This is a genomic window from Candidatus Koribacter versatilis Ellin345 (assembly GCF_000014005.1).
GTDB lineage: Bacteria > Acidobacteriota > Terriglobia > Terriglobales > Acidobacteriaceae > Korobacter > Korobacter versatilis_A.
Genome location: NC_008009.1, coordinates 3,683,372 through 3,707,658, shown reverse-complemented (window position 1 = coordinate 3,707,658; position 24,287 = coordinate 3,683,372). Strand labels below are relative to the sequence as shown.

19 protein-coding genes and 1 pseudogene are annotated in these 24,287 nt (G+C 60.1%); 12 read left to right on the top strand and 8 right to left on the bottom strand.

Going from position 1 to position 24,287, the window contains the following annotated elements; translation table 11 throughout:
* Nucleotides 1-274: 274 nt before the first annotated feature.
* From uvrC to ACID345_RS16065, 4 genes are all read left to right on the top strand, one after another.
* Nucleotides 275-2,107, top strand: a complete 1,833-nt coding sequence (gene uvrC / locus ACID345_RS16080; RefSeq protein WP_011523917.1) for an excinuclease ABC subunit UvrC — start codon at nt 275-277, stop codon at nt 2,105-2,107.
* 81 nt (nt 2,108-2,188) lie between these two features.
* Entirely contained in the window at nt 2,189-4,825 is a 2,637-nt protein-coding gene (locus ACID345_RS25675; protein ID WP_011523916.1) for a serine/threonine-protein kinase, read from the top strand.
* A gap of 24 nt (nt 4,826-4,849) precedes the next feature.
* Nucleotides 4,850-5,218 (top strand): hypothetical protein, encoded by a 369-nt coding sequence (locus tag ACID345_RS16070; protein ID WP_011523915.1) that lies wholly within the window; start codon nt 4,850-4,852, stop codon nt 5,216-5,218.
* Between the two features lie 81 nt (nt 5,219-5,299).
* Entirely contained in the window at nt 5,300-6,640 is a 1,341-nt protein-coding gene (locus ACID345_RS16065) for an APC family permease (protein ID WP_011523914.1), read from the top strand.
* On the opposite strand, the gene ACID345_RS16060 is transcribed toward ACID345_RS16065, so the two are convergent.
* The 4 genes from ACID345_RS16060 to aroF all read right to left on the bottom strand — a co-directional run bounded on the left by ACID345_RS16060 (nt 6,633) and on the right by aroF (nt 11,727).
* A complete protein-coding gene (locus ACID345_RS16060; RefSeq protein WP_011523913.1) occupies nt 6,633-7,916 on the bottom strand; it encodes an NAD(P)/FAD-dependent oxidoreductase in 1,284 nt (427 codons plus the stop codon). The two genes, ACID345_RS16065 and ACID345_RS16060, sit on opposite strands and share 8 nt — an antisense overlap.
* A gap of 108 nt (nt 7,917-8,024) precedes the next feature.
* A complete protein-coding gene (locus ACID345_RS16055) occupies nt 8,025-10,142 on the bottom strand; it encodes a xanthine dehydrogenase family protein molybdopterin-binding subunit (protein WP_011523912.1) in 2,118 nt (705 codons plus the stop codon).
* Nucleotides 10,139-10,600, bottom strand: coding sequence for a (2Fe-2S)-binding protein (locus ACID345_RS16050; RefSeq protein ID WP_011523911.1), 462 nt, complete (start codon nt 10,598-10,600; stop codon nt 10,139-10,141). Before ACID345_RS16050 ends, ACID345_RS16055 begins: the two co-directional genes overlap by 4 nt.
* A 104-nt stretch (nt 10,601-10,704) precedes the next feature.
* Entirely contained in the window at nt 10,705-11,727 is a 1,023-nt protein-coding gene (gene aroF, locus ACID345_RS16045) for a 3-deoxy-7-phosphoheptulonate synthase (RefSeq protein ID WP_011523910.1), read from the bottom strand.
* 458 nt (nt 11,728-12,185) lie between these two features.
* On the opposite strand from aroF, the gene ilvD reads away from it, so the two are divergent.
* The 8 genes and pseudogenes from ilvD (at nt 12,186) to ACID345_RS16010 (ending at nt 20,251) form a co-directional block, all read left to right on the top strand.
* Nucleotides 12,186-13,907 carry a dihydroxy-acid dehydratase gene (ilvD, locus tag ACID345_RS16040; RefSeq protein ID WP_011523909.1) on the top strand — a complete coding sequence of 574 codons (1,722 nt, stop codon included), beginning with the start codon at nt 12,186-12,188 and terminating at the stop codon, nt 13,905-13,907.
* A gap of 2 nt (nt 13,908-13,909) precedes the next feature.
* Nucleotides 13,910-15,625, top strand: a complete 1,716-nt coding sequence (gene ilvB, locus ACID345_RS16035) for a biosynthetic-type acetolactate synthase large subunit (protein WP_011523908.1) — start codon at nt 13,910-13,912, stop codon at nt 15,623-15,625.
* 10 nt (nt 15,626-15,635) lie between these two features.
* The gene (gene ilvN / locus ACID345_RS16030) at nt 15,636-16,181 is read left to right on the top strand and encodes an acetolactate synthase small subunit (protein ID WP_011523907.1); all 546 of its coding nucleotides are present in this window, start codon (nt 15,636-15,638) and stop codon (nt 16,179-16,181) included.
* 41 nt (nt 16,182-16,222) lie between these two features.
* Complete coding sequence (gene ilvC / locus ACID345_RS16025) at nt 16,223-17,260, top strand: ketol-acid reductoisomerase (RefSeq protein WP_011523906.1); 1,038 nt, start codon at nt 16,223-16,225, stop codon at nt 17,258-17,260.
* Nucleotides 17,261-17,491: 231 nt separating this feature from the next.
* A pseudogene (locus tag ACID345_RS27380) lies at nt 17,492-18,103 on the top strand (type III polyketide synthase); the annotation flags it as partial.
* Nucleotides 18,104-18,169: 66 nt separating this feature from the next.
* The gene (locus ACID345_RS27375) at nt 18,170-18,550 is read left to right on the top strand and encodes a 3-oxoacyl-[acyl-carrier-protein] synthase III C-terminal domain-containing protein (RefSeq protein ID WP_266190229.1); all 381 of its coding nucleotides are present in this window, start codon (nt 18,170-18,172) and stop codon (nt 18,548-18,550) included.
* Nucleotides 18,492-19,676 (top strand): NAD(P)/FAD-dependent oxidoreductase, encoded by a 1,185-nt coding sequence (locus tag ACID345_RS16015; RefSeq protein WP_148210139.1) that lies wholly within the window; start codon nt 18,492-18,494, stop codon nt 19,674-19,676. Before ACID345_RS27375 ends, ACID345_RS16015 begins: the two co-directional genes overlap by 59 nt.
* On the top strand, nt 19,673-20,251 hold the full coding sequence (locus ACID345_RS16010; protein WP_011523903.1) for a YceI family protein: 579 nt from the start codon (nt 19,673-19,675) through the stop codon (nt 20,249-20,251). Before ACID345_RS16015 ends, ACID345_RS16010 begins: the two co-directional genes overlap by 4 nt.
* An 82-nt stretch (nt 20,252-20,333) precedes the next feature.
* On the opposite strand, the gene ACID345_RS16005 is transcribed toward ACID345_RS16010, so the two are convergent.
* The 4 genes from ACID345_RS16005 to ACID345_RS15990 all read right to left on the bottom strand — a co-directional run bounded on the left by ACID345_RS16005 (nt 20,334) and on the right by ACID345_RS15990 (nt 24,231).
* Entirely contained in the window at nt 20,334-21,164 is an 831-nt protein-coding gene (locus tag ACID345_RS16005) for an alpha/beta fold hydrolase (RefSeq protein WP_011523902.1), read from the bottom strand.
* 151 nt (nt 21,165-21,315) lie between these two features.
* Entirely contained in the window at nt 21,316-22,146 is an 831-nt protein-coding gene (locus ACID345_RS16000) for a hypothetical protein (protein ID WP_011523901.1), read from the bottom strand.
* Nucleotides 22,143-23,573 (bottom strand): sensor histidine kinase, encoded by a 1,431-nt coding sequence (locus ACID345_RS15995; RefSeq protein ID WP_011523900.1) that lies wholly within the window; start codon nt 23,571-23,573, stop codon nt 22,143-22,145. The genes ACID345_RS16000 and ACID345_RS15995 overlap by 4 nt, the downstream gene beginning before the upstream one ends.
* A complete protein-coding gene (locus ACID345_RS15990; protein WP_041856822.1) occupies nt 23,554-24,231 on the bottom strand; it encodes a winged helix-turn-helix domain-containing protein in 678 nt (225 codons plus the stop codon). The genes ACID345_RS15995 and ACID345_RS15990 overlap by 20 nt, the downstream gene beginning before the upstream one ends.
* Nucleotides 24,232-24,287: the final 56 nt, after the last annotated feature.

Sequence of the window (24,287 nt, the reverse complement as noted above, 5' to 3'; positions counted from 1 at the left end):
TGCTACCCTGCCGTCACATAGGGAATAGCAACCTCCGTGCCATTCCTGAAACGTTATTTATCAATGAGTTACGACGCCTAAGATCAGCGGAATCAAGGAATTCCGGCGTCCGTCGTAGAATTTTTACGTGATGAAAACAGGCATTAGGTTCTTGGGTATTAGGAATTAGAAAAGACCTGTGATTGCTGGCTGATTCCTGCAGCAACAGGTGCAGGCCGAAATCGCAAGATCGAATGGCCTAAAACCTAACTCCTAATTCCTAAGACCTACAGTTATGGATCTCCACCAGAAAATCCGTACCCTCCCTACCTCTCCCGGCGTGTACCTCTACAAAAACGCCGAGGGCGAGATCATTTACGTGGGGAAGGCTAAGAACCTGCGCTCGCGGGTGGGGTCGTATTTCGTTCGCGGGGCCGACGAAAACTCCAAGACCGGCAGTCTCCTGCGCGAGGCGGTGGACGTCGAGTACATCGTCGTCGATAACGAGAAAGAAGCCCTCGCTCTCGAGAACAACCTCATCAAGCAGAAGAAGCCCCGCTTCAACATCCTTCTGCGCGACGACAAGACCTATCCCTACATCAAGCTGACGATGGGCGAGAAGTGGCCGCGCGTCTATGTCACCCGCCGCCTGAAGAAAGACGGCTCCGAATACTACGGTCCGTTCTTTCCGGCGAACCTCGCCTATCGCGTGGTGGACTTGATCCACCGCAACTTCCTCGTCCCAAGCTGTTATATCGATCTCCGTCGATATCATCCGCGCCCGTGTCTGCAGCACTACATCGGGCGCTGCCTCGGCCCATGCGTCGAAGGTCTGACGAATGAAGTGCAATACGGCGAAGCCGTAAAAGACGTAAAGCTCTTTCTCGAAGGCCGTCACTCCGACTTGAAGCAGTCGCTCACCGCGCGCATGAATAAAGCCGCGGAAGGCATGCAGTTTGAACTGGCGGCGAAGTATCGCGACCTGATCACAACCGTAGAAGACCTGCACCAGAAGCAGCGCATCGCAGCCGCCGAGGGCGACGACGCAGATGTCTTCGGCTACCACTACGAGAACCACATGGTCGCCGTGAACCTCTTCCACATGCGCGGAGGCAAGGTCCTCGACCGCCGCGATTTCTTCTTCGAAGACCTCGGTGAAATGGAAGCCACTGGCGGCCTCAACACCGGTGAGTTTTTCAGTACGCTCTTGCAACAGATCTATCTCGACAACAAGTACGTGCCTCGCACCATCTACGTCCCGGTAGAGTTCGAAGACCGCGAAGCCCTCTGCGAGATTCTCAGCGAGCAGATGCACCGCAAGATCGATATCAATGTCCCGCAGCGTGGCGACAAGCGCTCACTCATCGACCTCGTTGCTCAGAACGCCAAGCAGTCCTACGACCAGCGCTTCCGTGTTATGCGCCCGCAGACCGACGTCCTCAAGTCTGTCCTGCAAGACACGCTCGAGCTGCCCGAATTGCCGAACCGCATCGAGTGCTTCGACATTTCGCACATCCAGGGCGCCGAGACCGTAGCCAGCATGGTGGTGTGGGAAGACGGCAAGATGAAAAAGTCCGACTACCGGAAATTCATCATCAAGACCGTGCAAGGTGTGGACGACTTCGCTTCCATGCGCGAGGTCGTAACCCGTCGCTACAAGCGCATCGTCGAGGAGAACCAACCAATGCCGAGCCTGGTCCTCATCGACGGCGGTGTCGGCCAACTCCACGCCGCGGCTGGCGCCCTCGAAGCCATCGGCATTACCAACCAGCCGCTCGCGTCGATCGCCAAGCGCGAAGAGATCATCTACGTCCACGGCCGCGAAGACGAACCTATCCGCATCGACCACCACTCGCCGGTGCTGCACATCATCCAGCTCATCCGAGACGAAGCCCACCGTTTTGCGATCACTTTCCATCGCAAACGCCGCGAAATCCGCGACCGCAGCAACGAGCTGTTGGAAATCCCTGGCATCGGCGAACAAGCCATGAAGCGCCTGCTCCGCCACTTCGGCAGCATTCAGTCGATCCGCACGGCGAATGCAACCAGCCTCGAAGCCGTGGTGAACCGCACCCAAGCCGAAGCGATACTCGCGCACTTCCGCGCCGAAGAAACCACACGTTCGTAGGTCGGAACCCCTTCCGCAATCGGCAAGCAGCAGCATCCCTCGATTGACTATCCCCAATCCCCAACATAAGATGTGCGCCAAATGACCTCCCCAGCCCCGGCCACAGGCGAAAACATTGGTCATTACCGCGTGCTCGGAAAGCTCGGCGCCGGTGGGATGGGTGTGGTCTACAAAGCGCTCGACACCAAGCTCCAGCGCACCGTCTGCCTGAAGTTTCTCCCCTCCGATACCGCCCTCAGTGATCGTGATCGCCGCAATCTATTGCAGGAAGCTCGCGCGGCCTCCACGCTCGATCACCCGAACATCGGCGCGATTTACGGGATCGAGGAAACGCCGGATCAGCATCCGTTCATCGTGATGGCGTATTACGAAGGCCAGACCCTCGCGCAGGCCATGGACAGCGGTGCCGCCGGTGCGCATCCCCTGGATATCGTTTGCCAGGTTGCTCGCGGATTGGCAGCCGCCCACGCCCGCAATATCGTCCATCGCGACGTCAAGCCCTCCAACATCATCCTTACCACCGACAATGTCGCCAAGATCGTGGACTTCGGTCTTGCTCGCGTCGTCAGCAGCTCCGCCATGACGCAGAGCATGCACACCTCAGGCACTCTGCCGTACATGGCTCCTGAACAGGTGCTTGGCGAAGCGATCACGCCGGCCTGCGACGTGTGGGCCCTTGGCATCATCCTCGTGCAACTGCTCACCGGCTCCTATCCTTTCATTCGGGAGAACACCACCGCGATTGCGTTCGCGATCGTGAATCTACCGCCCGCAGGCATGGAACTTCTGCCGCAAGCGCTGGCTCCTGTCGCCTACCGCGCCTTGGCAAAGCAGCCGGAACACCGCTATCCGACGGCGAAGGAATTCCTCGCAGCCCTCGTGGCTGCGAACGACGAACTCGCAGCATCCGCGCGGGGTGCAGACACCGACAGTCCAACCCGCAGCAATGCCATCAGCGCAAAAGAGCTCAAACAATTGGCCGAGCATGCATCGACAGCGCGCTGGAACACGCAGCAGCGCCAGACATCGAAGCGTGTTCTGTATGCGGCGATCGTCCTACTCGTTGCGGTCGTCGTCGCTTTGCTGCTGCCATCGGTTCGCACCCGGCTCAACACCGTGATTCCCTCCAATACGGTGGAGCACATCGCCGTGCTCCCTTTCGACAACGCCTCCGGCGATCCCAGCAACGAGGCCATTGCTGCCGGCTTAATGGATTCCTTGACCGGTGAGCTTTCCAATCTCAGCGCCGGCAAGCAGACGCTCTGGGTCGTCCCGGCCAGCGTAGTTCGCGCCCACAAGATCTCCGACCCCACCGCCGCCGCCAAAGTCCTCGGTGCGAGTCTCGTAGTGAAGGGAAGCATCCAGCACAACGGTGATGACGTTCGCCTCCGCGTGGATCTCATTGACGCTCGCAACCTGCGGCAGATCGGCTCAGCGACTCTCGAAGACCGAACTGGCGACATTGGCGCGCTTCAGGATGAGGCTGTCGTCCGCCTCGCCGGATTGATGAACATCAAGCTCTCAACGGAGATGCTGCGAGCCACTGGCGGCCGCGGTTCGCCTGCCTCGTACGAGCTCTACCTGAGAGCGCTCGGCTACATGCAGCGTTACGACAAAGCCGGCAATCTCGACCAGGCCATTGAAGACCTCAACCAGTCCATACACCTCGATCCGCAATTTGCGCTGGGCTTTGCTTCTCTCGGCGAGTGCTATCGCCTGAAGAACGTCGTCGATCCCAAGCAGAAATGGGTGGACCAGGCGCTTGCGAACCTGCAGCACGCGATGCAATTGAACGACCGCGTTGCCGCACCGCACGTTTCGTTGGCGTGGTTACAGTCTGCGCTTGGTCAACATGACCTCGCCTTGCAGGAGTATCAGAAAGCGCTCGCGATCAATCCACGCGATCCAGAAGCCGTAAAGGGCCTGTCGCGCGAGTACGAGCGCGCCGGACGCACCGCCGACGCGGAAGCCGGCTTTAAACAGGCAATCCTTCTGCGGCCTGATTATTGGGACAGCTATAACGCGCTCGGTTCTTTCTACGTTCGCCAGCAACGCTATCCGGAAGCGATTGCGCAGTTCCGGCGCGTGCTCGATCTCACGCCCGACAATTCCGCTGCTTATAGCAATGTCGCTGGAGTGTTGTTGCTCATCGGCGATCCCGCCTCGCAAAAAGAGGCCGAAACGGCTTTGCGCCGCTCCCTTGACCTCTCGCCGTCTTATGCTGCCTACGCCAATCTCGGTCGTCTTTATATGAGCCAGAAGCGTTATGCCGAAGGCGTTGACATCACGCGCAAAGCGCTCTCGATGAACGATCAGAATTATGAAGTGTGGGCGAACCTCACCGTCATGTTGCAGTGGATGCATGATGACGTCGGTGCCGCCGACAGCCGCGCCCATACCTTCGCACTTCTTAAACCCTACGTCGTCGCGCATCCCGAGGATGCCAACGCCCATTCCTCACTTGCCACGCATTACGCCAAGGCCGGCGATCGAACCAATGCAATGCGCGAGATCGATGCCGCCCTCGGGCTCCAGCCCCATGATTCCACCGTGCTCGCCGACGCCGCTGAAGTGTACGAAGATTTCGGCGACCGCAAGCGCGCCATCGATTTCGCACAGAAAAGCCTGAAAAACGGCAACAGTCTCGATGATTTGCAAGTCCGGCCCGAATTGCAGCAGCTTCTCAAGGACCCCGGGTTCCGAAGTAATCCGAAATGAGCTTTTTTCGACAGGAGCTATCTAATGGCAAAACGCAAGATTTTTCCGCTGGCAACCACGATCGTAGTCACGATTACCAACGGAGTGCCCTCGTTATCGCAGGTAGACCTGCCGATCAGCGGGCGCATCGCGTTCGTGAACCTCGACAGCGTGGAGTATTTGATTGAGCTGTGGAACCGACGTAACGACGACCACGTGTTTGTCGGCCCCGTGTTGCCGGCGAACGGAAGCCTCACATTCTGTGCCGATCTTACGCACGCGAATAACGGCGACAAATGCTTTTACAACGTTTTGCTGACTACCGCGTCCAGGAAGAGAAAGAGGTCAAAGAAGTCAAAAAGTAAGGGGATAGCGATTGATGGCGGCGGGCACGTCATCATCATCGGAAAATAGTTTCGCCGGAAAGGCCAACCCACTCTGGCATCCCCCGCGGAGTGGGGTCGTCTACCTGTTTGCTACAATTCGCGACACCCAATGAGTCAAACCGCCGCGAAGACCGCGATGAAGCGCGCCAGCCTGCTGCCCTTCGTCTTCGTGATGTACTCGTACACCACCGGCGGACCCTTCGGGCTCGAAGGCCAGGTCACCACCTCCGGCCCCGGCATGACGCTCATCTACCACCTGCTGCTCCCGTTTTTCTGGTGCATCCCGGTCTCGTTCGTCTCCGCTGAACTGACGACCGCGATGCCCGTGGAAGGCGGCTTCTACCGCTGGTCCCGCGCGGCCTTCGGAGACTTCTGGGGCTTCCTCGCCGGATGGTGGAACTGGTGCGCGTCTTTCATTCTCGGCGGCGTGTACGCGGTCATGTTCGCCGACTACATGCAGTTCTATTTTCCGCAACTCAAAGCACCGCTGGCACACTTTGCGGTTGCGCTCGCGATGATCATAGTCATCACGTTCGTGAACATCGTCGGCATTGATGCCGTCGGCAAAGTCGCTACTGTGTTTGGCGTATTGATTCTCGCTCCCATCGCCGTCATGTGTGTGTGGGGCGCGACGAAGTGGCAGCACAATCCATTCCTGCCATTGATTCCTCCGGGTGCGACGCCGAAACAAGTTGCCGGTGTCGGACTTGCCCTCGGCCTCTGGCTCTACTCCGGTTTCGAACAGCTCTCGACGGTTGCAGAAGAAGTCGAAGACCCGCAGCGCACATTCCCACGCGCGCTCGCGTGGGCCGTGCCGATGGCGATGGCCACCTACTTCCTCCCCACGCTCTTCTCGCTCGCCGCAGTCGGCGATTGGCACGCATGGAAAGACGGCTACTTCTCCACCGCCGCCTTCGCCATCGGCGGACACTGGCTTGGCTTCGCCGTGAACCTCGCTGCGTTGATCACTGCTGTCTCGCTGCTGAATGGCACCGTGATCGCTTCCACGCGCATGCCCTTCGCCATGGCCGAAGACGGCTATCTCCCGCGTTTCCTGGCGAAAACCCACGCACGCTTTAAAACGCCGTGGCTCGCGATTATTTGCTCGGCCTGTGTTTATGCGGCGCTCTCGTGGAAGAGTCTCTCGGCGCTCATCATTGTCTATTCGTGGCTGCGTGTTGCGACTACGTGGATGACCGTCATCGCCGCGTGGCGACTGCGCGCGAAAGATCCGAACATGAAGCGGCCCTTCCGCATTCCGTGGGGAATCGCCGGTGTGGCGTATTGCGTGATTGCCCCGCTCATCATCGGCGCCATCGCGCTTTCGGCCAGCGAAAATCCCATCGGCGGATTGCTCTCGCTCGCCCTCGGTCCTTTGATGTATCCCGTAGTTAAGTTTTTTGCGCGCCGCGCCGCGCGCGCCGATCAAGCCGCAGCGGCCATTAGCTGATAAAGTCCAGCACCTTGTAATACGCGGCCGCAAATGGCAGGAACCACGGCTGCCCGTTGTATAACCCAAGCGGCGCGCCAGGGAAGGGAATCCCTGCGAATGGATTGCGATCAGCCTTACCTGCAAGCTTCTCCGCCATCAGCATGCCAAGGTACGTCGCCATCGCGACACCGTGCCCCGCATAGCCGAGCGCATAATGCACGCCATCAAATTCTCCCGCATGCGGCATCACGTCAAATGTGAAGTCGAGTGTTCCACCCCACGCGTATTCCACCTTCGTATTCTTGAGCTGTGGGTGGATCGCCACCAGGTCTCGTTGCAGGATCTCTTCGCTCTTGCGGATCGTGTTCGACGTCTCCGGAAAGAACGCCGCGCGCCCGCCGAAGAGAATCCGATCGTCTGGTGTGCGCCGCCAGTAGTGCAGAAAATTCAGCGAGTCGTACACCATGCGATTGTGCGGGATAAGTTCATTCGCCAGCGCAGCATCGATCTTTTCGGTCGCGATGATGAATGACCCAATCGGAATCACCCGCTTCAGCAGCGGTCGCGAGAGCTTTCCTGTGTACCCGCTGGTCGCGATGAGCACATCCTTGGCTTCGATCGTCCCCTTCGAGGTGGTCAGCCGAAAGCCGCTGCCGACGCGGTCGATGCTCTGCACCCGCGCCCGCTCGAACACGCACGCGCCGGCCTTCAGCGCTGCAAGCCCCAGTCCCGCCACGTAACGCGCCGGGTTCACGCCAGCGCTGTCCTCATCCACCATCCCGCCAAAATACATCTCGGCGCCAATCTCACTTTTCAATGCGCTCTTCGGAATGATGTGCAGGGTGTGCCCGAAATCGCGCGCGGTCATCTCCGCGACGCGCGCATACGCATCGAAGTGCGATTGTTTGTTCGCCACCTCAAGATGTCCGCAGCGCGAGAAGTCGCACTCGATCTGATCTTCCTTCACCACTTGCTCAACATAATCAATCGAGGCCAGCGACGCGTCATACATCCGCTTCGTCGCCTCGAAGCCGTAACGCTTCTGCAGAACTTCGTTGCTGAGCTTCATCCCGGTTAGCACCATGCCGCCGTTCCGCGAACTCGCTCCCCAGCCGACCGTCTCCGCCTCGAGCACCACCACGCGCGCACCGAGTTTCGCCAGCGTACGAGCCGCCGACAGTCCAGTGAACCCCGCGCCAATCACAGCCACATCCGCGCGCTCCGGCACCGGCACATCACTGCCGCGCGGCATCTCCACCGTATCCAGCCAAAAATTCCGTTCTGTATAGTTCATGTCCTTGAGGTAGCCCCGAGCTTGAGCTCGGGAAATGGTCTTTGTATCAGGGCACGACTTCAGTCGTGCCGAAAAGGCCCAATAAAAGAATCGGGGCTTTAGCCCCAGCTACGTCAAAATCGGCAACGCTCTCACTCTCTTCTTCGTCGCCGCATAAATCGCCCCGCACAACGCCGGCGCCATCGGTGGCACCGGAGGCTCCCCAATCCCCGACGGCGCCTCGCTGCTCTCCACAAAATGCGTCTCAATCACCGGCATGTCCGCATTCCGCAATAACTGATAGTCTCCAAAATTCGCCTGCGCAATCGCGCCCCCCTGCACCGTGATCTTCCCATAGAGCGTCTGCGTCAGCCCAAACACCACCGCGCTGTGCAACTGCTGCTCCAGGATGTTCGGATTCACCACCGTCCCGCAATCCGCCGCGACAACAACGCGTTCGATCTTCGGCTGGTCCTCGTTGCGCGAGATCTCCACGACCTCCGCCACGTAGCTACCAAAGCAAGCATGCGCCGCGATCCCACGAAAACGCCCGCTGGCCACCGGTTTCGACCACCCGGCCTTTTCCGCCGCAAGCTTTAAGACGCCGCGCATCCGTGCCGTGCTCCACGTCGTGTCCCAGAACTTGATCTCTTTGTCTTCGCGCAGCAAGTGCAGCCGATACTCCAGCGGGTCCTTTCCCGCTACCTCCGCCAGTTCATCAAGGAAGCACTCATTCGCAAACGCCACTTGCGACGCATACACCGAGCGCATCCAGCCCAACGGAACCGCGGTATCGAGGTCCACATATTCCAGCAGCACATTCGCCACCGGATAGATAAACGCGCCCTCATCCTTCAGATCGGGATCGATCCCGTCATCCAGCTTCGTCCCCTTTTGCCGGCTAATCGAAGGCGAGATGATCCGATGCGTGAGCTCCGTCGGATACCCATCCGCGCCAACGTGCGCGCTGATCTGGTGCAGGCTCACCGGACGATACGTCGAGTACTTCATATCGTCCTCGCGCGTCCAGATCACCTTCACCGGCAGATTGACGGCCTTCGATACCAGCGCCGCTTCCACGCCGTAGTCGTGTTCAAGCCTGCGCCCGAAGCCGCCGCCCATCAGCGTGACGTTGACCTTCACCTGCTCCGGCTTGAGATTCAGAGCCGCTGCCACGGAATCGCGCACATCCTGCGGAACCTGCGTCGGCGCCCACAATTCGCAGGAATCGCCGCGGAACTGTGCGGTGCAGTTTCCCGGCTCCAAAGGCGCATGCGCAAGAAACGGCGTCTCGAACTCCGCTTCAACTTTCTTGCCCGCGCCCTTCGCCACATCTCCGGCATTGAACAGCGCCACGCCCTTTTTCTTCGCCGCCTCACGCAATGACTGCGATACCGCTTCCGAATCCAGCGTGGCGTTCTCTCCGTTGTTCCACGTGACCTTCAGTGCGCGTCGCCCCGACATCGCCGCCCACACCGAATCCGCCACTACCGCGACTGCCGAGTCGCCAATCTTCTCCACGTGGGTCACGCCCGCCACGCCTTTGGCGCGAGCGTCATCCACGCTCTTTACTGTCGCGCCAAACTTCGGCGCCCGCACCAGCACCGCATATTTCATTCCCGGCACTTTGAAATCGATTCCGAAGATCGCCGACCCGTTCGTCTTCGACTTCGTATCCAGACGCTGCTTCGGCTTGCCGATCAGTTTGAAATCCTTCGCGTCTTTCAGCTTCGGCTCTGCGGGAACTGGCAACTTCGCCGCCGCCCCGACCAGCGATCCATAACTCGCTTTTCGATTTGAAGCCGCATGAATCACGAAGCCATTCTCCGTCGTGCAACCTGACGAATCGACTTTCCAATGCGCCGAAGCCGCGCTCACCAGCATTGCGCGCACCTGCGCCCCGGCCTTCCGCATTGGATCCCAGCAGGTCCGCACGCTTGCGCTTCCCCCGGTTGTCTGGTCGCCAAACAACGTGCTCGCGCCTGCCTGCTCAATCGCAATCTGCGAGAAGTCGCAATCGAGTTCCTCCGCAAGAATCATCGGCAGGGAAGTCCTCACCCCTTGCCCCATCTCCGAGCGCGCCACCACGATCGTCACTTTGCCTTCAGGCGAAATATGGACGTAAGCGTTGGGCGCAAACTCCGCACTTTCTGCCTCACTCGACAACGGCAGATGGAGCGCCACCACCAACCCTGCCGCCGCCGTAGCGCTCGTCGTCAAAAAGTCGCGTCGCGATACAGGGCTCATCGCGCACCTCCCGCCGCCCGCGCGATCGCCTTGCGAATGCGGTGATACGTCCCGCACCGGCACAAGTTTCCGTTCATTGCCTCGATGACTTCCGTCTCGCTCGGATGCGGCTTCTGCGCCAGCAACGCCGCCGCCTGCATGATTTGACCCGACTGGCAGTACCCGCACTGCGGTACATCTTCCGCCACCCACGCCACCTGCAGCGGATGCGTCGAGTCCGCCGATAGCCCTTCGATCGTCGTGATCTTCTTTCCCACCGCCTGAGACACCGGCGTGGTGCACGAGCGCACCGCATCGCCATCCACGTGCACCGTGCACGCGCCACACTGGCCCACGCCGCAGCCAAACTTCGTGCCGGTTAATTCGAGTGTGTCGCGCAGTACCCAGAGCAGCGGTGTGTCGGGTGCGACCGTGACCTGCCGGTCGCGGCCATTCACCTTCAGGGTGATGGGATCCATTCGTGCCTCGGATGTGAAGTGAACGGGATGTTAAACAGAGCGCTGCCCGATTGCAACAAAGCGGGAGGCGATATACCGCGATCGCCTCCCGCCGCGGAGAGAATCTACGCTGTCGCCGCCTTCAATTCCTGCCGCAGATGCCTACGCAGCGGCTGCCCCAGCAACTGCACCATCTTCTCGAACTCCGGCAGGGTCAGCGATTGCGGTCCGTCCGACAGCGCCTTCTCCGGGCACGGATGCACTTCGACGATCACGCCATCCGCGCCAACCGCCACCGCCGCGCGCGCCATGATCGGCACCAGATCGCGTCGTCCGGTCCCATGCGACGGATCGGCGACAACCGGCAAGTGCGACAACTGTTTCGCCAGCGCAATCGCCGCCAGGTCGAACGTGTTTCGCATGTCGGGATCGTACGAGCGAATCCCGCGCTCGCACAGCACCACCTGGCTATTGCCGCCCGCCAGCAGATACTCCGCCGCCAGCAGCCAATCCTTCACTGTTGCCGACGGCGCCCGCTTCAGCAAAATCGGCCGCTCGCATTTCGCCAATCGTCGCAGCAGCGAGAAATTCTGCATATTGCGCGCGCCCACCTGCAGCATGTCCGCGTACTCCGCCACCAGGTCCACATCCTCGGTGCTCATCACTTCTGTGACGACCGGCAGACCCGTTGCCTCGGACGCTTCGCGCAGCAGCTTCAGCGCCTCCGTCCCCAGCCCCTGGAACTCGTACGGCGAGGTCCGCGGCTTATATGCGCCGCCGCGCAGCATCGTTGCCCCGGCCGCCGCGATCGCATGGGCCACGGTCATCAATTGCTCTCGCGACTCCACCGAGCACGGCCCCGCCATAAGCACGCAAGCCTCACCGCCAATCGGCACGCCGCCCACGTTCACCACGGTCCGTTTCTGTTTCACCTGCATACTGACGAGCTTGAATGGGTGCGCGATGACGACCACGTTCTCCACGCCCGGCGCGGCCTCCAGCGCCGCCAGTTGTTCGCGGTTGCCGGAACTCCCAACGGCGGCGACGATCGTCTTCTCGGTGCCACGCGTTACGTGCGCCTGGTAGCCGAGCTCTTTCACCCGGTCGATCACGTGGTTGATTTCCGATTCTGTGGCTGCAGACGACATATTGATAATCACTTCTCTCTCCTCGGTGTTCTGAGAAAACGCCCTGCAAAGCAAAAGCCGCGACTTGTGGGTCGCGGCTCGTTTGGATTCTTGGTGCTTCTCAGATCAGGTATTTAGGAACTTGTCTGAAGCCAACAATCCGTCGCGCCGCTCCCCGTAAAATCGGTAGGAGCGCCAGGTAAACGACGGATAAAAGTAGTTACGCATGGCTTCGAGTACTGGGATGATGCCCGAATCCCGCCCCGCTCGTCAAGCCCGGCCGCCAAAGTTCACGAATCATGAAACTTTGACTCTCCATTGCTTTTGCTTATGGATTAAAATGTCTGATGCTTTTCAGAAAAATTATAAGTTTGCCTAATGGAAGTGCCGGGCGTAGAGTTTTCGCAAGCTAACGATTGCACGGCGCTCTCGCTGTCTCGGGGAGCGCATTTTTATAGGTACTCACTTTCAGGCTCCCTATGACCGAAAAATCCCCAAAGCCACACAAGCGTAGCGACGCCATTACCGAAGGTCCCAACCGCGCCCCAGCCCGCGCCATGCTGCGCGCCGCCGGGTTCACCCCGGAAGACCTTCGTAAGCCCATCATCGGCATCGCCAACACCTGGATCGAAATCGGTCCCTGCAACCTGCACCTTCGTGAGCTCGCCGAGCACATCAAGCAGGGCGTTCGCGAAGCCGGCGGTACGCCAATGGAGTTCAACACCGTCTCCATTTCTGACGGCATCACCATGGGCTCGGAAGGCATGAAGGCGTCGCTGGTCAGCCGCGAGGTCATCGCCGACTCCATCGAACTCGTCGCGCGCGGCAATCTTTTCGACGGCCTGATCGCCCTATCGGGATGCGATAAAACCATCCCCGGGACCATCATGGCGCTCGAGCGCCTCGACATCCCGGGTCTCATGCTCTATGGCGGCTCCATCGCGCCCGGCAAATTCCATGCTCAGAAGGTCACGATTCAAGACGTCTTCGAGGCAGTCGGTACGCATGCGCGCGGCAAAATGAGCGACGCTGATCTCGAAGAACTCGAACACAACGCCTGTCCCGGCGCCGGCGCCTGCGGTGGACAATTCACCGCTAACACCATGTCCATGTGCGGCGAATTCCTCGGCATCTCGCCGATGGGCGCTAACAGCGTCCCGGCGATGACCGTAGAGAAGCAGCAGGTCGCACGACGCTGCGGACACCTCGTCATGGAACTGGTCCGCCGCGACATCCGCCCCAGCCAAATCATCACGCGCAAGGCGATCGAAAACGCAATCGCCAGCGTCGCCGCCTCCGGCGGGTCGACCAACGCCGTTCTTCACTTGCTCGCCATCGCGCACGAAATGGACGTCGAACTGAACATCGAAGACTTCGACAAGATCAGTTCGCGCACGCCACTGCTCTGCGAACTCAAGCCCGCTGGCCGCTTCACCGCCACCGATCTTCATGATGCCGGCGGTATTCCGCTCGTCGCGCAACGCCTGCTCGAAGCGAACCTGCTGCACGCCGACGCACTGACTGTCACCGGTAAGACCATCGCCGAAGAAGCGAAGCAGGCGAAAGAAACGCCGGGCCAGGAAGTGGTTCGTCCGCTTACCGATCCCATCAAAGCTACCGGCGGCCTCATGATCCTGAAAGGCAACCTCGCATCCGAAGGCTGCGTGGTCAAACTCGTCGGACACAAGAAGCTCTTCTTTGAAGGCCCCGCTCGCGTCTTCGAGTCGGAAGAAGAAGCCTTTGCGGGCGTGGAAGACCGCACCATCCAGGCGGGCGAAGTGGTCGTGGTCCGATATGAAGGCCCGAAGGGCGGCCCTGGCATGCGCGAAATGCTTGGCGTGACGGCGGCCATCGCCGGCACCGAACTCGCCGAGACCGTCGCGCTCATCACCGACGGACGTTTCTCCGGCGCTACCCGCGGCTTGAGCGTGGGCCACGTTGCGCCCGAAGCCGCGAATGGCGGCGCGATCGCTGTGGTACGCAATGGCGACATCATCACTCTCGACGTGGAACGCCGCGAACTGCGCGTCCACCTCACCGACGCAGAACTCGAAGCGCGCCTCCGCAACTGGCGCGCGCCGGAGCCACGATACAAGCGCGGCGTCTTCGCCAAGTATGCGAGCACCGTTTCGTCGGCGTCGTTCGGGGCCGTTACCGGCTCCACCATCGAAAACAAGACCTTAGCCGGGAGTACGAAGTAGACATGAAGAAAACGATGACAGGTGCGCAGATCATTTGGGAGTGCCTGGAGCGCGAAGGGACGAAGATCGCCTTCGGATATCCGGGCGGCGCCATTCTGCCAACGTACGACGCCTTGAAGCACTCGTCCATCCACCACGTGCTGGTGCGCCACGAGCAAGGCGCAACCCACATGGCCGATGGCTACGCGCGCGTGAGCGGCGGGGTTGGAGTGGCAATTGCCACGTCGGGTCCCGGTGCGACCAACATGGTCACCGGCATTGCCACGGCCATGCTCGACTCCTCGCCCATCGTTTGCATCACCGGCCAGGTCGGCTCCAAGCTCATCGGCACAGACGCGTTCCAGGAAACCGACATCACCGGCGTCACGCTGCCCATCACCAAGCACAACTATCTCGTCACCAAGGCGTCGGAGATCGCGCAGACCATTCGCGAAGCTTTCTACATCGCGAAGTCCGGTCGTCCCGGCCCGGTGCTCATCGACGTCACGAAAGATGCGCAGCAGGGAACCTGCGAATTCGATTGGGAGTCTGCCGCGCCGCAACTACCCGGCTATCGTCCCGACCTCTCGCCCGACGCTGCTCACTACAAGCAGGCCCTCGAGCTGATCAAAACTGCCAAGCGACCGGTGATCTTTGCGGGCCACGGCATCATGATCTCCGGCGCCATGCGCGAAGTTCGCGACTTCGCCGAGAAGGCAGGAGTTCCGGTTGCACTCACGCTGCTCGGCATCGGCGCCTTTCCGGCATCGCACCCGCTCAACCTCGGCATGATGGGCATGCACGGCGAAGCATGGGTCAATCAGGCCATTCAAGATGCCGACCTGCTCATCGCACTCGGCATGCGTTTCGACGATCGCGTCACCGGCAATCTCAAGAATTACGCGACCAAGGCGAAGAAGATCCACGTCGAGATCGATCCCTCCGAGATCAACAAGAACGTAAAGGTTGATGTCGCGCTCGTTGGCGATGTCCGCGAAGTTCTGAACGAACTCTTGCCGCACGTCGAAGCCACTGACCGCAAAGAGTGGTTCGACCACATCGAGAGCCTCAAAGGCGACTCCGCAGTTCGCGACATCCAGAACCTGCCCGACAACGGTCATCTTTACGCTGCGCACGTCATCAACGACATCTGGCGCGAAACCGAAGGCAACGCCATCGTGGTTACCGACGTCGGCCAGCACCAGATGTGGGAAGCGCAGTATTACAAGCACGACAACCCGCGCTCGCTCATCACGTCCGGCGGCCTCGGCACTATGGGTTTCGCCCTGCCCGCGGCAATAGGCGCGAAGATGGCGAACCCCGACGCTGAAGTCTGGGTCATCGTCGGCGACGGCGGCTTCCAGATGACGATGTGCGAACTCGCGACCATCGTGCAGGAGCGCCTCGACATCAACATCGCCATCATCAACAACGGTTATCTCGGCATGGTGCGCCAGTGGCAGGAATTTTTTTACGAGCGCAACTACCAGGCCACGCCGCTGCTCAGCCCCGATTTCAGCGTGCTCGCCAGCGCCTATGGCATCAAGAGCAGCAGCGTCACCACGCGCGCTGATGTGGTGCCGACGGTGCGCGCCGCGCGCAAGCATCAAGGCGCAGTGCTCATCGATTTCCAGGTCGAGCAGGAAGACACCGTTTACCCGATGGTCCCGGCCGGCGCCGACCTCCACAACATGATCCGCCGTCCCAGCCCGATCGTCGAAACGGCGATGGACAAATAGGGAAGACATTATGCTGCATGTATTCGTAGTCCATGTCGAAAACAAGCCCGGTGTTCTCACGCGCGTCGCATCGCTGTTTCGTCGTCGCGCCTTCAACATCGACTCGCTCACCGTGGGCCGCACTGAGAAAGCCGACGTTTCGCGCATGACAATCGTCGTCGACACCGACAAGGATGGCGCGCGTCGCCTCGAAGCCCATCTCTACAAGCTCGTGAATGTCCTCCTCGTGGAAGACATTACCGGCACGCCCTCCATTAACCGCGACCTCGCAATGATCAAGGTGTCGTGCACGCAGGACACACGCCCGCAGATCCTCGCTCTTGTAGAGGTCTTCCGCGCGCGCGTCGTCGATCTCGCCATGGACTCCATCATCATGGAAATCACCGGCAACGAAGAAAAGATCGATCGCCTCGTCGAGGTCTTGCAGCCGTATGGCGTGATGGAAATGGTGCGCACCGGCATCGTCGCCATGCGCCGCGGCGTCACGACGCCTATTAACAAGGAAGCGAACGCAACTCAGGTTTACGAAGACACCGGCGTCTCGTACTCGGTGTAAATGCCCGCCCAGGGCAGGGAATCAGCATTCAGGAAGGACATATGGCAAAGGTTTATCACGACTCATCGGCAGATCTCTCCATCATTCGCGGCAAGAAAGTCGGCATCGTCGGCTACGGCTCGCAAGGACACGCGCATGCGCTCAACCTCGTGGATAGCGGCGTCCAAGTCCGCGTCGGTCTGCGTCCCAGTAGCTCTTCGAAAGCGAAGGCAGAGAAGTCCGGCCTGCAAGTCGGCAGTGTCTCCGATGTCGCGCAGTGGGCCGACGTCATCATGATCCTCGCCCCCGACACCGAGCAGGCTGCGATCTACGAAAAGGACATCGCGCCGCACCTCAAGCCCGGCAAGACGCTGATGTTCGCGCACGGCTTCAACATTCGCTACGGCACCATCACACCGCCGGAAGGCATCGACGTATCGATGGTCGCGCCGAAAGCACCCGGCCATCGCGTGCGCGAAGTCTTCACCGAAGGCGGCGGCACTCCGGCGCTCTTCGCCATTCATCAGGACGCCAGCGGCAAAGCCCGTGAAATCGCGCTCTCCTACGCGGCCGCCATCGGTACCACTCGCGCCGGCGTGCTCGAAACTACCTTCAAGGAGGAGACCGAAACCGATCTCTTCGGCGAGCAAGCGGTCCTCTGCGGCGGCGCGGCGGCGTTGGTCAAGGCAGGCTTCGAGACTTTGGTCGAAGCAGGCTACCAGCCCGAACTCGCGTACTTCGAGTGCCTGCACGAGCTCAAGCTAATCGTGGACCTGATGTACCGCGGCGGCCTCAATTACATGCGCTACTCCGTCAGCGACACCGCCGAGTACGGCGACTACATCGCCGGCCCGCGCATCATCACCGACGAAACCCGCAAGAACATGAAGCAGCTTCTCACCGACATTCAGGACGGCACCTTCGCCAAGAACTGGATCAACGAGAACAAGACCGGCCGCCCGTGGTTCGAGAAGAAGCGCACCGATGAGCAGGAGCAGCAGCTCGAAGACGTCGGCGCTCAACTGCGCGACATGATGACCTTCCTTAACCCGGTCAAGATCAAGCAGAAGTCGGAACAAAAAGAAGCTGTAGCGCAGTAGCCAACCGCTCACGCTCCAACTCCGGAACTGGGAAGGCGACACCAAGGTGTCGCCTTTTTTATTTTGTTTGTGAACCTTTTGTCATATATCAGTTTCAATGAGGCGAAACATTCGTTGCAACGTCTTATCATCACACTGCGGAACTTTCATGAACGAATCGTCACGACCTCGGAATTAGCGAGCTACTACGATTCTCTCGTCTGTTAAACATCCAATGCAGTTCAGGAGACCAGGGGCAGGATGCGAATCACTGGAGTGGCCACGGCCTTTCCGCCGAACCGGTATAGCCAGCAGGAAATCTTCCAAGCGCTGGGAAAAAATTGGGCGGACAAGCTCGATAAGCCACAGGTGTTGGAGCGGTTGCACTCGCGCGTTGGTGTAGATCATCGCCACCTCGCGCTCACTATTCCCGAATACGACAACATGCTGACCTTCGGCGACTCCAACAATGCGTGGATCCGCGTTGCCGAACAACTCGGCGAGAAAGCTCTCTGCCGCGCGCTGCATCGCGCCGGAATTTCCGCCACCGAACTCGACGCGCTCTTCTTCGTTTCTGTCACCGGCATGTGCTCGCCTTCCATCGATGCGCGTCTCGTCAACAAGATGAAGCTCTCGCCGAACATCAAGCGCATCCCCATCTTCGGTCTCGGATGCGTCGCTGGCGCCGCCGGCATCGCGCGCGCCGCTGACTACGTCAAAGCCTATCCCGATCATCACGTTGCTCTGCTGTCCGTCGAGTTGTGCTCGCTCACCTGGCAACGCGACGACCTCTCCGTCGCGAACCTCATCTCGTCCGGTCTCTTTGGTGATGGCGCCGCCGCCGTCATCATCTCCGGCAAAGACAAAGCCCAGCACGGCCCGCGTGTCGTCGCGACGCGCTCGGTTTTTTATCCCGACACGCAAGACGTCATGGGTTGGGACATCTCCGAGAAGGGCTTCCGCATTGTCCTCTCGCAAGACGTTCCGACGATGGTCCACGATCACCTGCGAGGTGATGTCGACAGCTTCCTCGCCGAGTTCGATCTCAAGCGCTCCGACATCGCCACGTGGATCATGCACACCGGTGGCCCGAAGGTCCTCGAGGCAACGGAGCAATCGCTGGAACTTCCCGAAGGCGCACTCGCTCCGTCCTGGAAATGCTTGAGCGAAGTTGGCAATCTCTCGTCGGCTTCGGTGCTCGTGGTGCTCGAAAACATTTATCACCACCAGCGTCCCGCTCCCGGGACGCTCAGTGTCCTTGCAGCCATGGGCCCCGGTTTCTGCGCCGAGCTCGTGCTGCTCGTGTGGTAAGCCGATGAGCACGCGCACCGATGTCGTCATCGTCGGCGGCGGCCCAGTTGGCCTGGCCACCGCAATCGCCGCACGCCATGCGGGCATGAAGGTTATGCTCGCCGATCACGCCGTGCCGCCCATCGACAAGGCCTGTGGCGAAGGCCTCATGCCCGACGGTCTGGAGTCACTCGCCGCCGTCGGCGTCACCATTCCCGTGGAAAACGCGTTTCAATTCCGCGGTATCCGCTTCCGTGAAGGCGAGACCTCGGTCGACGCAACCTTCCCGCGCGGCGTCGGCTACGGCGTGCGCCGCACCGTCCTTCACGATCTGCTCACCCAGCGCGCAGAAGAAGCCGGTGTCGATCTGCGCTGGGGCACACGCGTCTCCGCGATCGCCGACGGTCGTGTCACGCTGAACGACGAAGAAGTCAGATGCGACTGGATCATCGGTGCCGACGGCCAGGCATCGCAAGTGCGCGAGCGCATGCAAATCGGTCGCACGCAAACCGAACTCCGCCGCTACGGCTTCCGCCAGCACTTCGCTCTCACCCCGTGGACCGACTACGTTGAGGTCTACTGGAGTGACCACGGCCAGGTCTACGTCACGCCCGTAGCTGAGGATCAAGTCTGCGTAGCGCTCATCACCGCCGATCCGCACCTCCGGCTCAGTTGTCTTTCAACGTTCTTCCCAGAGCTCGCAGAAAAACTCTCGGGCGCGAACGCCAGCAGCCGCGAGCAGGGAGCCATCACACTCACCCGCCAGCTCGACACGGTCTGCGCCGGCAACATCGCGCTCGTCGGCGAAGCTTCTGGCTCGGTAGATGCCATCACCGGCGAAGGCATGTCGCTCGGCTTCCGCCAGGCAGTCGCAGTTGTCGAGGCCATGCAATCCGGCTCGCTCGCATCCTATGCCCGTGCGCATATCGAGATCGGCAAACCGGCCCGCCGTATGTCGATGCTGATGCTATCGATGGGCAACCGGCGCTGGTTACGCCATCGCACGCTGCGTGCTCTGTCATCGCGCCCCGAACTCTTCGCTCAAATGCTCAGCATCCACGTTGGCGAATCAAAGCTCCGCGACTTCGGCCTCGAACGCGCGCTCACCCTCGGCTGGCGCATGTTGTACACGCAAGGAGAAGCATGATCCACGCACGACGGCTGCTGCTTCCCATCCTGCTCCTCGCGGCATCCGCGGCTGTTGCGCAGAAGCCTGCCGAAGTCCGTATCGACTTCGACCCCGCCACTACGAAAGTCGACTTCACCCTCGCCGACGTCCTTCACACTGTCCACGGCACGTTCAAGTTGAAGAGCGGCAGCATTCACTTCGATCCCGCTACCGGCGCAGCCGGCGGCCAACTCGTAGTCGACGTCCCCAGCGGCCAGAGCGGCAACGACACCCGCGACCACAAGATGCACAAAGAAATCCTGCAAAGCGACCGCTTTCCCGATGCGACCTTCACTCCGAGCAAAGTCATCGGGCACCTCGCCATGTCAGGCGCGTCGCAAGTGCAGGTGCAAGGCATCTTCCGCATCCACGGCGCCGATCACGACCTCACCCTCACCGTCCCCGCACAGATCAACGGCACCCAACTCCAGATGCAAACCCAATTCGAAATCCCATTCGTGAAATGGGGCATGAAAGACCCCAGCACGTTCATTCTGCGCGTAAACAAAGAAGTGCAGATGTCGATCTCGGGGACAGAGAAGATCTCGCAGTAGATCAGTCGCACGAGAGACGGCCCCAGCCAACCGAATCAGGAGAGAATGACTCGATCGGAAGGGGCCAGGAGAACGAGCGGGGCTAGCTCTTAATAAACGCCAGCAACTCCGGATTCACCACATCCGCATGCGTCGTGCACATCCCATGCGGAAAGCCTTCATACGTTTTCAGCTTGCCATTCTTCAGCAGTTTCGATGAAAGCGGCGCAGAATCCGCGTACGGCACAATCTGGTCGTCCGTGCCATGGATCACCAGTGAAGGCACGGTGATGCTTTTGAGATCGTCGGTGAAGTCGGTTTCGGAAAACGCCTTGATGCAGTCGTAATGCGCCTTGGTGCCGCCCATCATGCCTTGTCGCCACCAGTTGTCGATCACGCCCTGGATCACCTTCGCTCCCGGGCGGTTGAAGCTATAAAACGGCCCGGTTGGAATGTCGATGTAAAGTTGTGCGCGGTTCGCGGCGAGGGCCGCGCGGTACCCATCAAACGCTTCCATCGGTGTGCCGCCGGGATTCTTCTCCGACTTCAACATCACCGGCGGCACCGCGCCGATGATCACCATCTTTCCCACACGCCCCGGTTTAGCGCGCGCCACGTAGTGCACCACTTCGCCCCCACCCGTCGAGTGTCCAATGTGCACCGCGTTCTTGAGATCGAGCTTGTCCGTGAGCGCGATTACGTCGGCAGCATACGTGTCCATCTCGTTGCCGGTGTCGGTCTGTGTCGAGCGTCCGTGCCCGCGACGGTCGTGCGCGATCACGCGAAAACCGTGGCCGAGGAAGAAGAGCATCTGCGTGTCCCAGTCATCGGCACTCAGCGGCCATCCGTGATGAAAAACGATCGGCTGGGCCTCCTTTGGCCCCCAATCTTTGAAAAAAATGCTGACGCCATCCTTCGTAGTGATCGTATCCACGCGGTTCCCCTCTCAAGTTTCTTGAATGTGAAATTGTCGAGTCCGGCTGTTGCAGATACTGCTTGAGGAAAGATGAGCGGGCAACGCTGTTGGTCGCAGAACCGATACCTTGGTCTAATACGAGAAGGGAAGAACGATCGCGCGAATGCCGCTAATGAATCCTCGCCAACTGTGCCGCATACAAATGGTTCTGCGGAAACTCCTGCGCGAGTCCAGATAGCAACTCTTTCGCGCGCACCGGATCTTTCTCTCGCACCGCGGCCACAGCCAGCAGCAAGCGGGCGAAAGGCGCAAGGTAGTCACCCTTCTCAGCCGTCAGTTGCAGCTTTTGGATACCGTCAGCTTTGTCGGTTTGCGCGCCGGTCATGCGCAGCACCCAGCGCACCGGTGCCGGATTAATGCCCAGCAGATAGTTCTCCACGCCCACCGCAAGATACGCGTCATAGCAATGCGGATCGAGCGACAGCAACTGCTCCGCCTTCCCGCGCGAGGCCTTCATGTAGGTCAAGCTCGCCAGGTTCTTCTTTTCGATGAGCGCTTCGTAATCGCCGCGCAGGCCGTTCGCAAGGATCTGCGCAAACAGCGCCTCAGCATCGTTTGCCGACTTCGCCAGGCGACGCATCGAGATCCCGTCTGCCACGGCCAGTTCATGCTCGAAGGCATCGCGCGTTGCCGGATCGGGTGCGACCTTCTCTCGTTTCTCGAAGTGCGAATTGTCGGCGAAAAGTTCGATTTCCAACACGTGCATGCGATCGAACTCTCCGAACAAGTAGGCCGCGGCATTCGATACATGTGCCAGCGGATCGTCGGGATGCGCATTCTCGTAGGTCGCAAAGGTCTTGTGGGCGGTGGCGAAATCGAGGTTGTACATCTGGCGATACCCGATCTCGATGTCCTGCGACGAAGCTCCGCAAATCGCAACTGCAGGCGCTGCGGTCGCGCCGACTACTGCCATCGTTAATAAGATCGCGCCAAGCTTCATCCCACGCTCACGGCCACCAGCGGCATTAAGATTCGAATCGTTGCACCCCCACCCGGGGTGTCTTCAATCTCAACATTTCCGCCATGTGCCTGCACCACGGCATCTACGAACGCCAGGCCCAGTCCGTGTCCCTTGGACTCTTTGCCCTTCACGAACCGTTCGAACGCGTGCGCCTTCAACTCAGCAGGGAAGCCCGGACCGTCATCGCGAATCACGAGCTCTGCCTGCTGCTCGCGCGCCATCACTTCAATGTCAATCTTGCAGCCCGGCGGCAGGTGTGCCATCTCGTTGTCGAGCAGGTTCGAAAGCATGCGGTTGGTTAGACTCACGTCCACGTCCACCGTTACCGGCTCGTGTATCTGCACGTGAACCTGGTGATGATTTTCGTGGAACGCTGGCGTGTAGATGTCAACGAATTGTTCCACTAGCGCGCCGAAGTCCACCGGCTCTTTTCGCAGCGGCAAGGCTCCCGCTTCCGCCTCGGCAAGATCGAGCGTTGTATTGATGAACTGCGACAGCCGGTCAAGGCCCTCTACCGCTTCCGCCACTGGCTCACGCCAATCCGCCGCGCTGCCTTCGAGCAAGGCAACTTCCAATTTGCCGCGGATGGACGTTACCGGACTCTTCATGTCGTGCGCGACCGCACCGGTGACCGTTCGCAGTTGGTTCACAGATGCCTGGATGCGATCGAGCATGCGGTTAAAAGTCTGCGCCAGCCGCGCGATTTCATCGGCATTGTGCGCCTCCGCCAGCCGGGCGCTCAGGTCCTCGCTGCCAATGCGCGACACCGTCTGCGTGATCGTCTCCACGCGTAAAAGCGTTCGGCGGGCGCTGAGATACGAGATCATCAATCCCAGCAGCACCATGCCGATCCACACAATGAAGAATCCGCGCATCAGCCGGTGCAGCAGTTCTACGGCGCCAATATCGGAAAGTCCCAGGTAGATTGTGCCGCCGGATTTGAGGTCTTGTACCACCACGCGATAGGGAACCACATTTTCAGGAATTTTCAGTGTCTGCGGCGAACCCGGTTGAAGACCTCGGACCGCTTCAACGAATCGGTCGCGGCTGTTCTCCGGGCCATACCACAGCGGCTCCCCAAGGTTGTCGATTTGCAAAAAGAACACCGAGTTCCGGTTCTCGTCCTCGGTTTCGTGCTCACCCGGAATCTCGTGGGCTGCGTTTTGCGCGGTTTCTTCAATTACGCGCTGGTAAAGATTGTCTCGCGGCGTCGCATCTGAAACTTCCTTCAGTGTCTCCGATTCGCCAACCAGCCACTGGTCGCTGCGTTCGCGAATGCCCAGCGACACCATGTAATACACGATCCCAAACGCGATCGCGCTGCCCGCTGCGAAGGCAATCGTCGTCCAGATCGAAAGCCGCCACGCCGCGGTGTCCTTCGGACGGCTAAGAATCTTTGAGAACATACCCGACTCCGCGAATGGTGTGGATCAGGGCCTTCGGTGCGTCGCGGTCCACCTTGCTTCGCAGCCTGTAGATGTGCACGTCCACTACGTTGGTTGCCGGATCAATCCGCATCTTCCAAACGTGATCCAGGATCATTGTGCGTGTTACCACCCGGCCGGTGTTGCGGCACAAGTATTCCAGCAACGCGAACTCCTGGGGCGTAAGTTGCAGCACATTTGCACCGCGCTTCGCCTCTCTCCGCACTAAATCGAGTTCCAGGTCCGCAATCCGCAGCCGCGTCGATTCATGCTGCCCGGGGCTCGCGCGGCGCAATAGGTTACGCAAGCGCGCCAGCAACTCCGAGAGAGCGAATGGCTTGGTGAGGTAGTCGTCGCCGCCTTGTTCCAGGCCGCGCACGCGTTCATCCACCGATCGGCGAGCGGAGAGGATCAGCACCGGCGCGGAATTTCCTTGCGCCCGGGTGCGCGCGATCAAGTCGAGACCGTCAATGTCGGGCAAACCCAGATCAATGATGAGCCCATCGTGAATGCCTTCCGTAGCAAGCTTCTCGGCGGTGCGGCCGTCGGCCGCCACGTCCACCTGGTAACCGGCTTCCACCAAAGCACGCTTGAGAAACTCCTGGATGGCTAAATCGTCTTCAACGACCAGCAGACGCACTCCGAACCTCTTCGTTCCGCGCGATTGCACTCCTCGAAGCGTTCACTGCAGGCGGA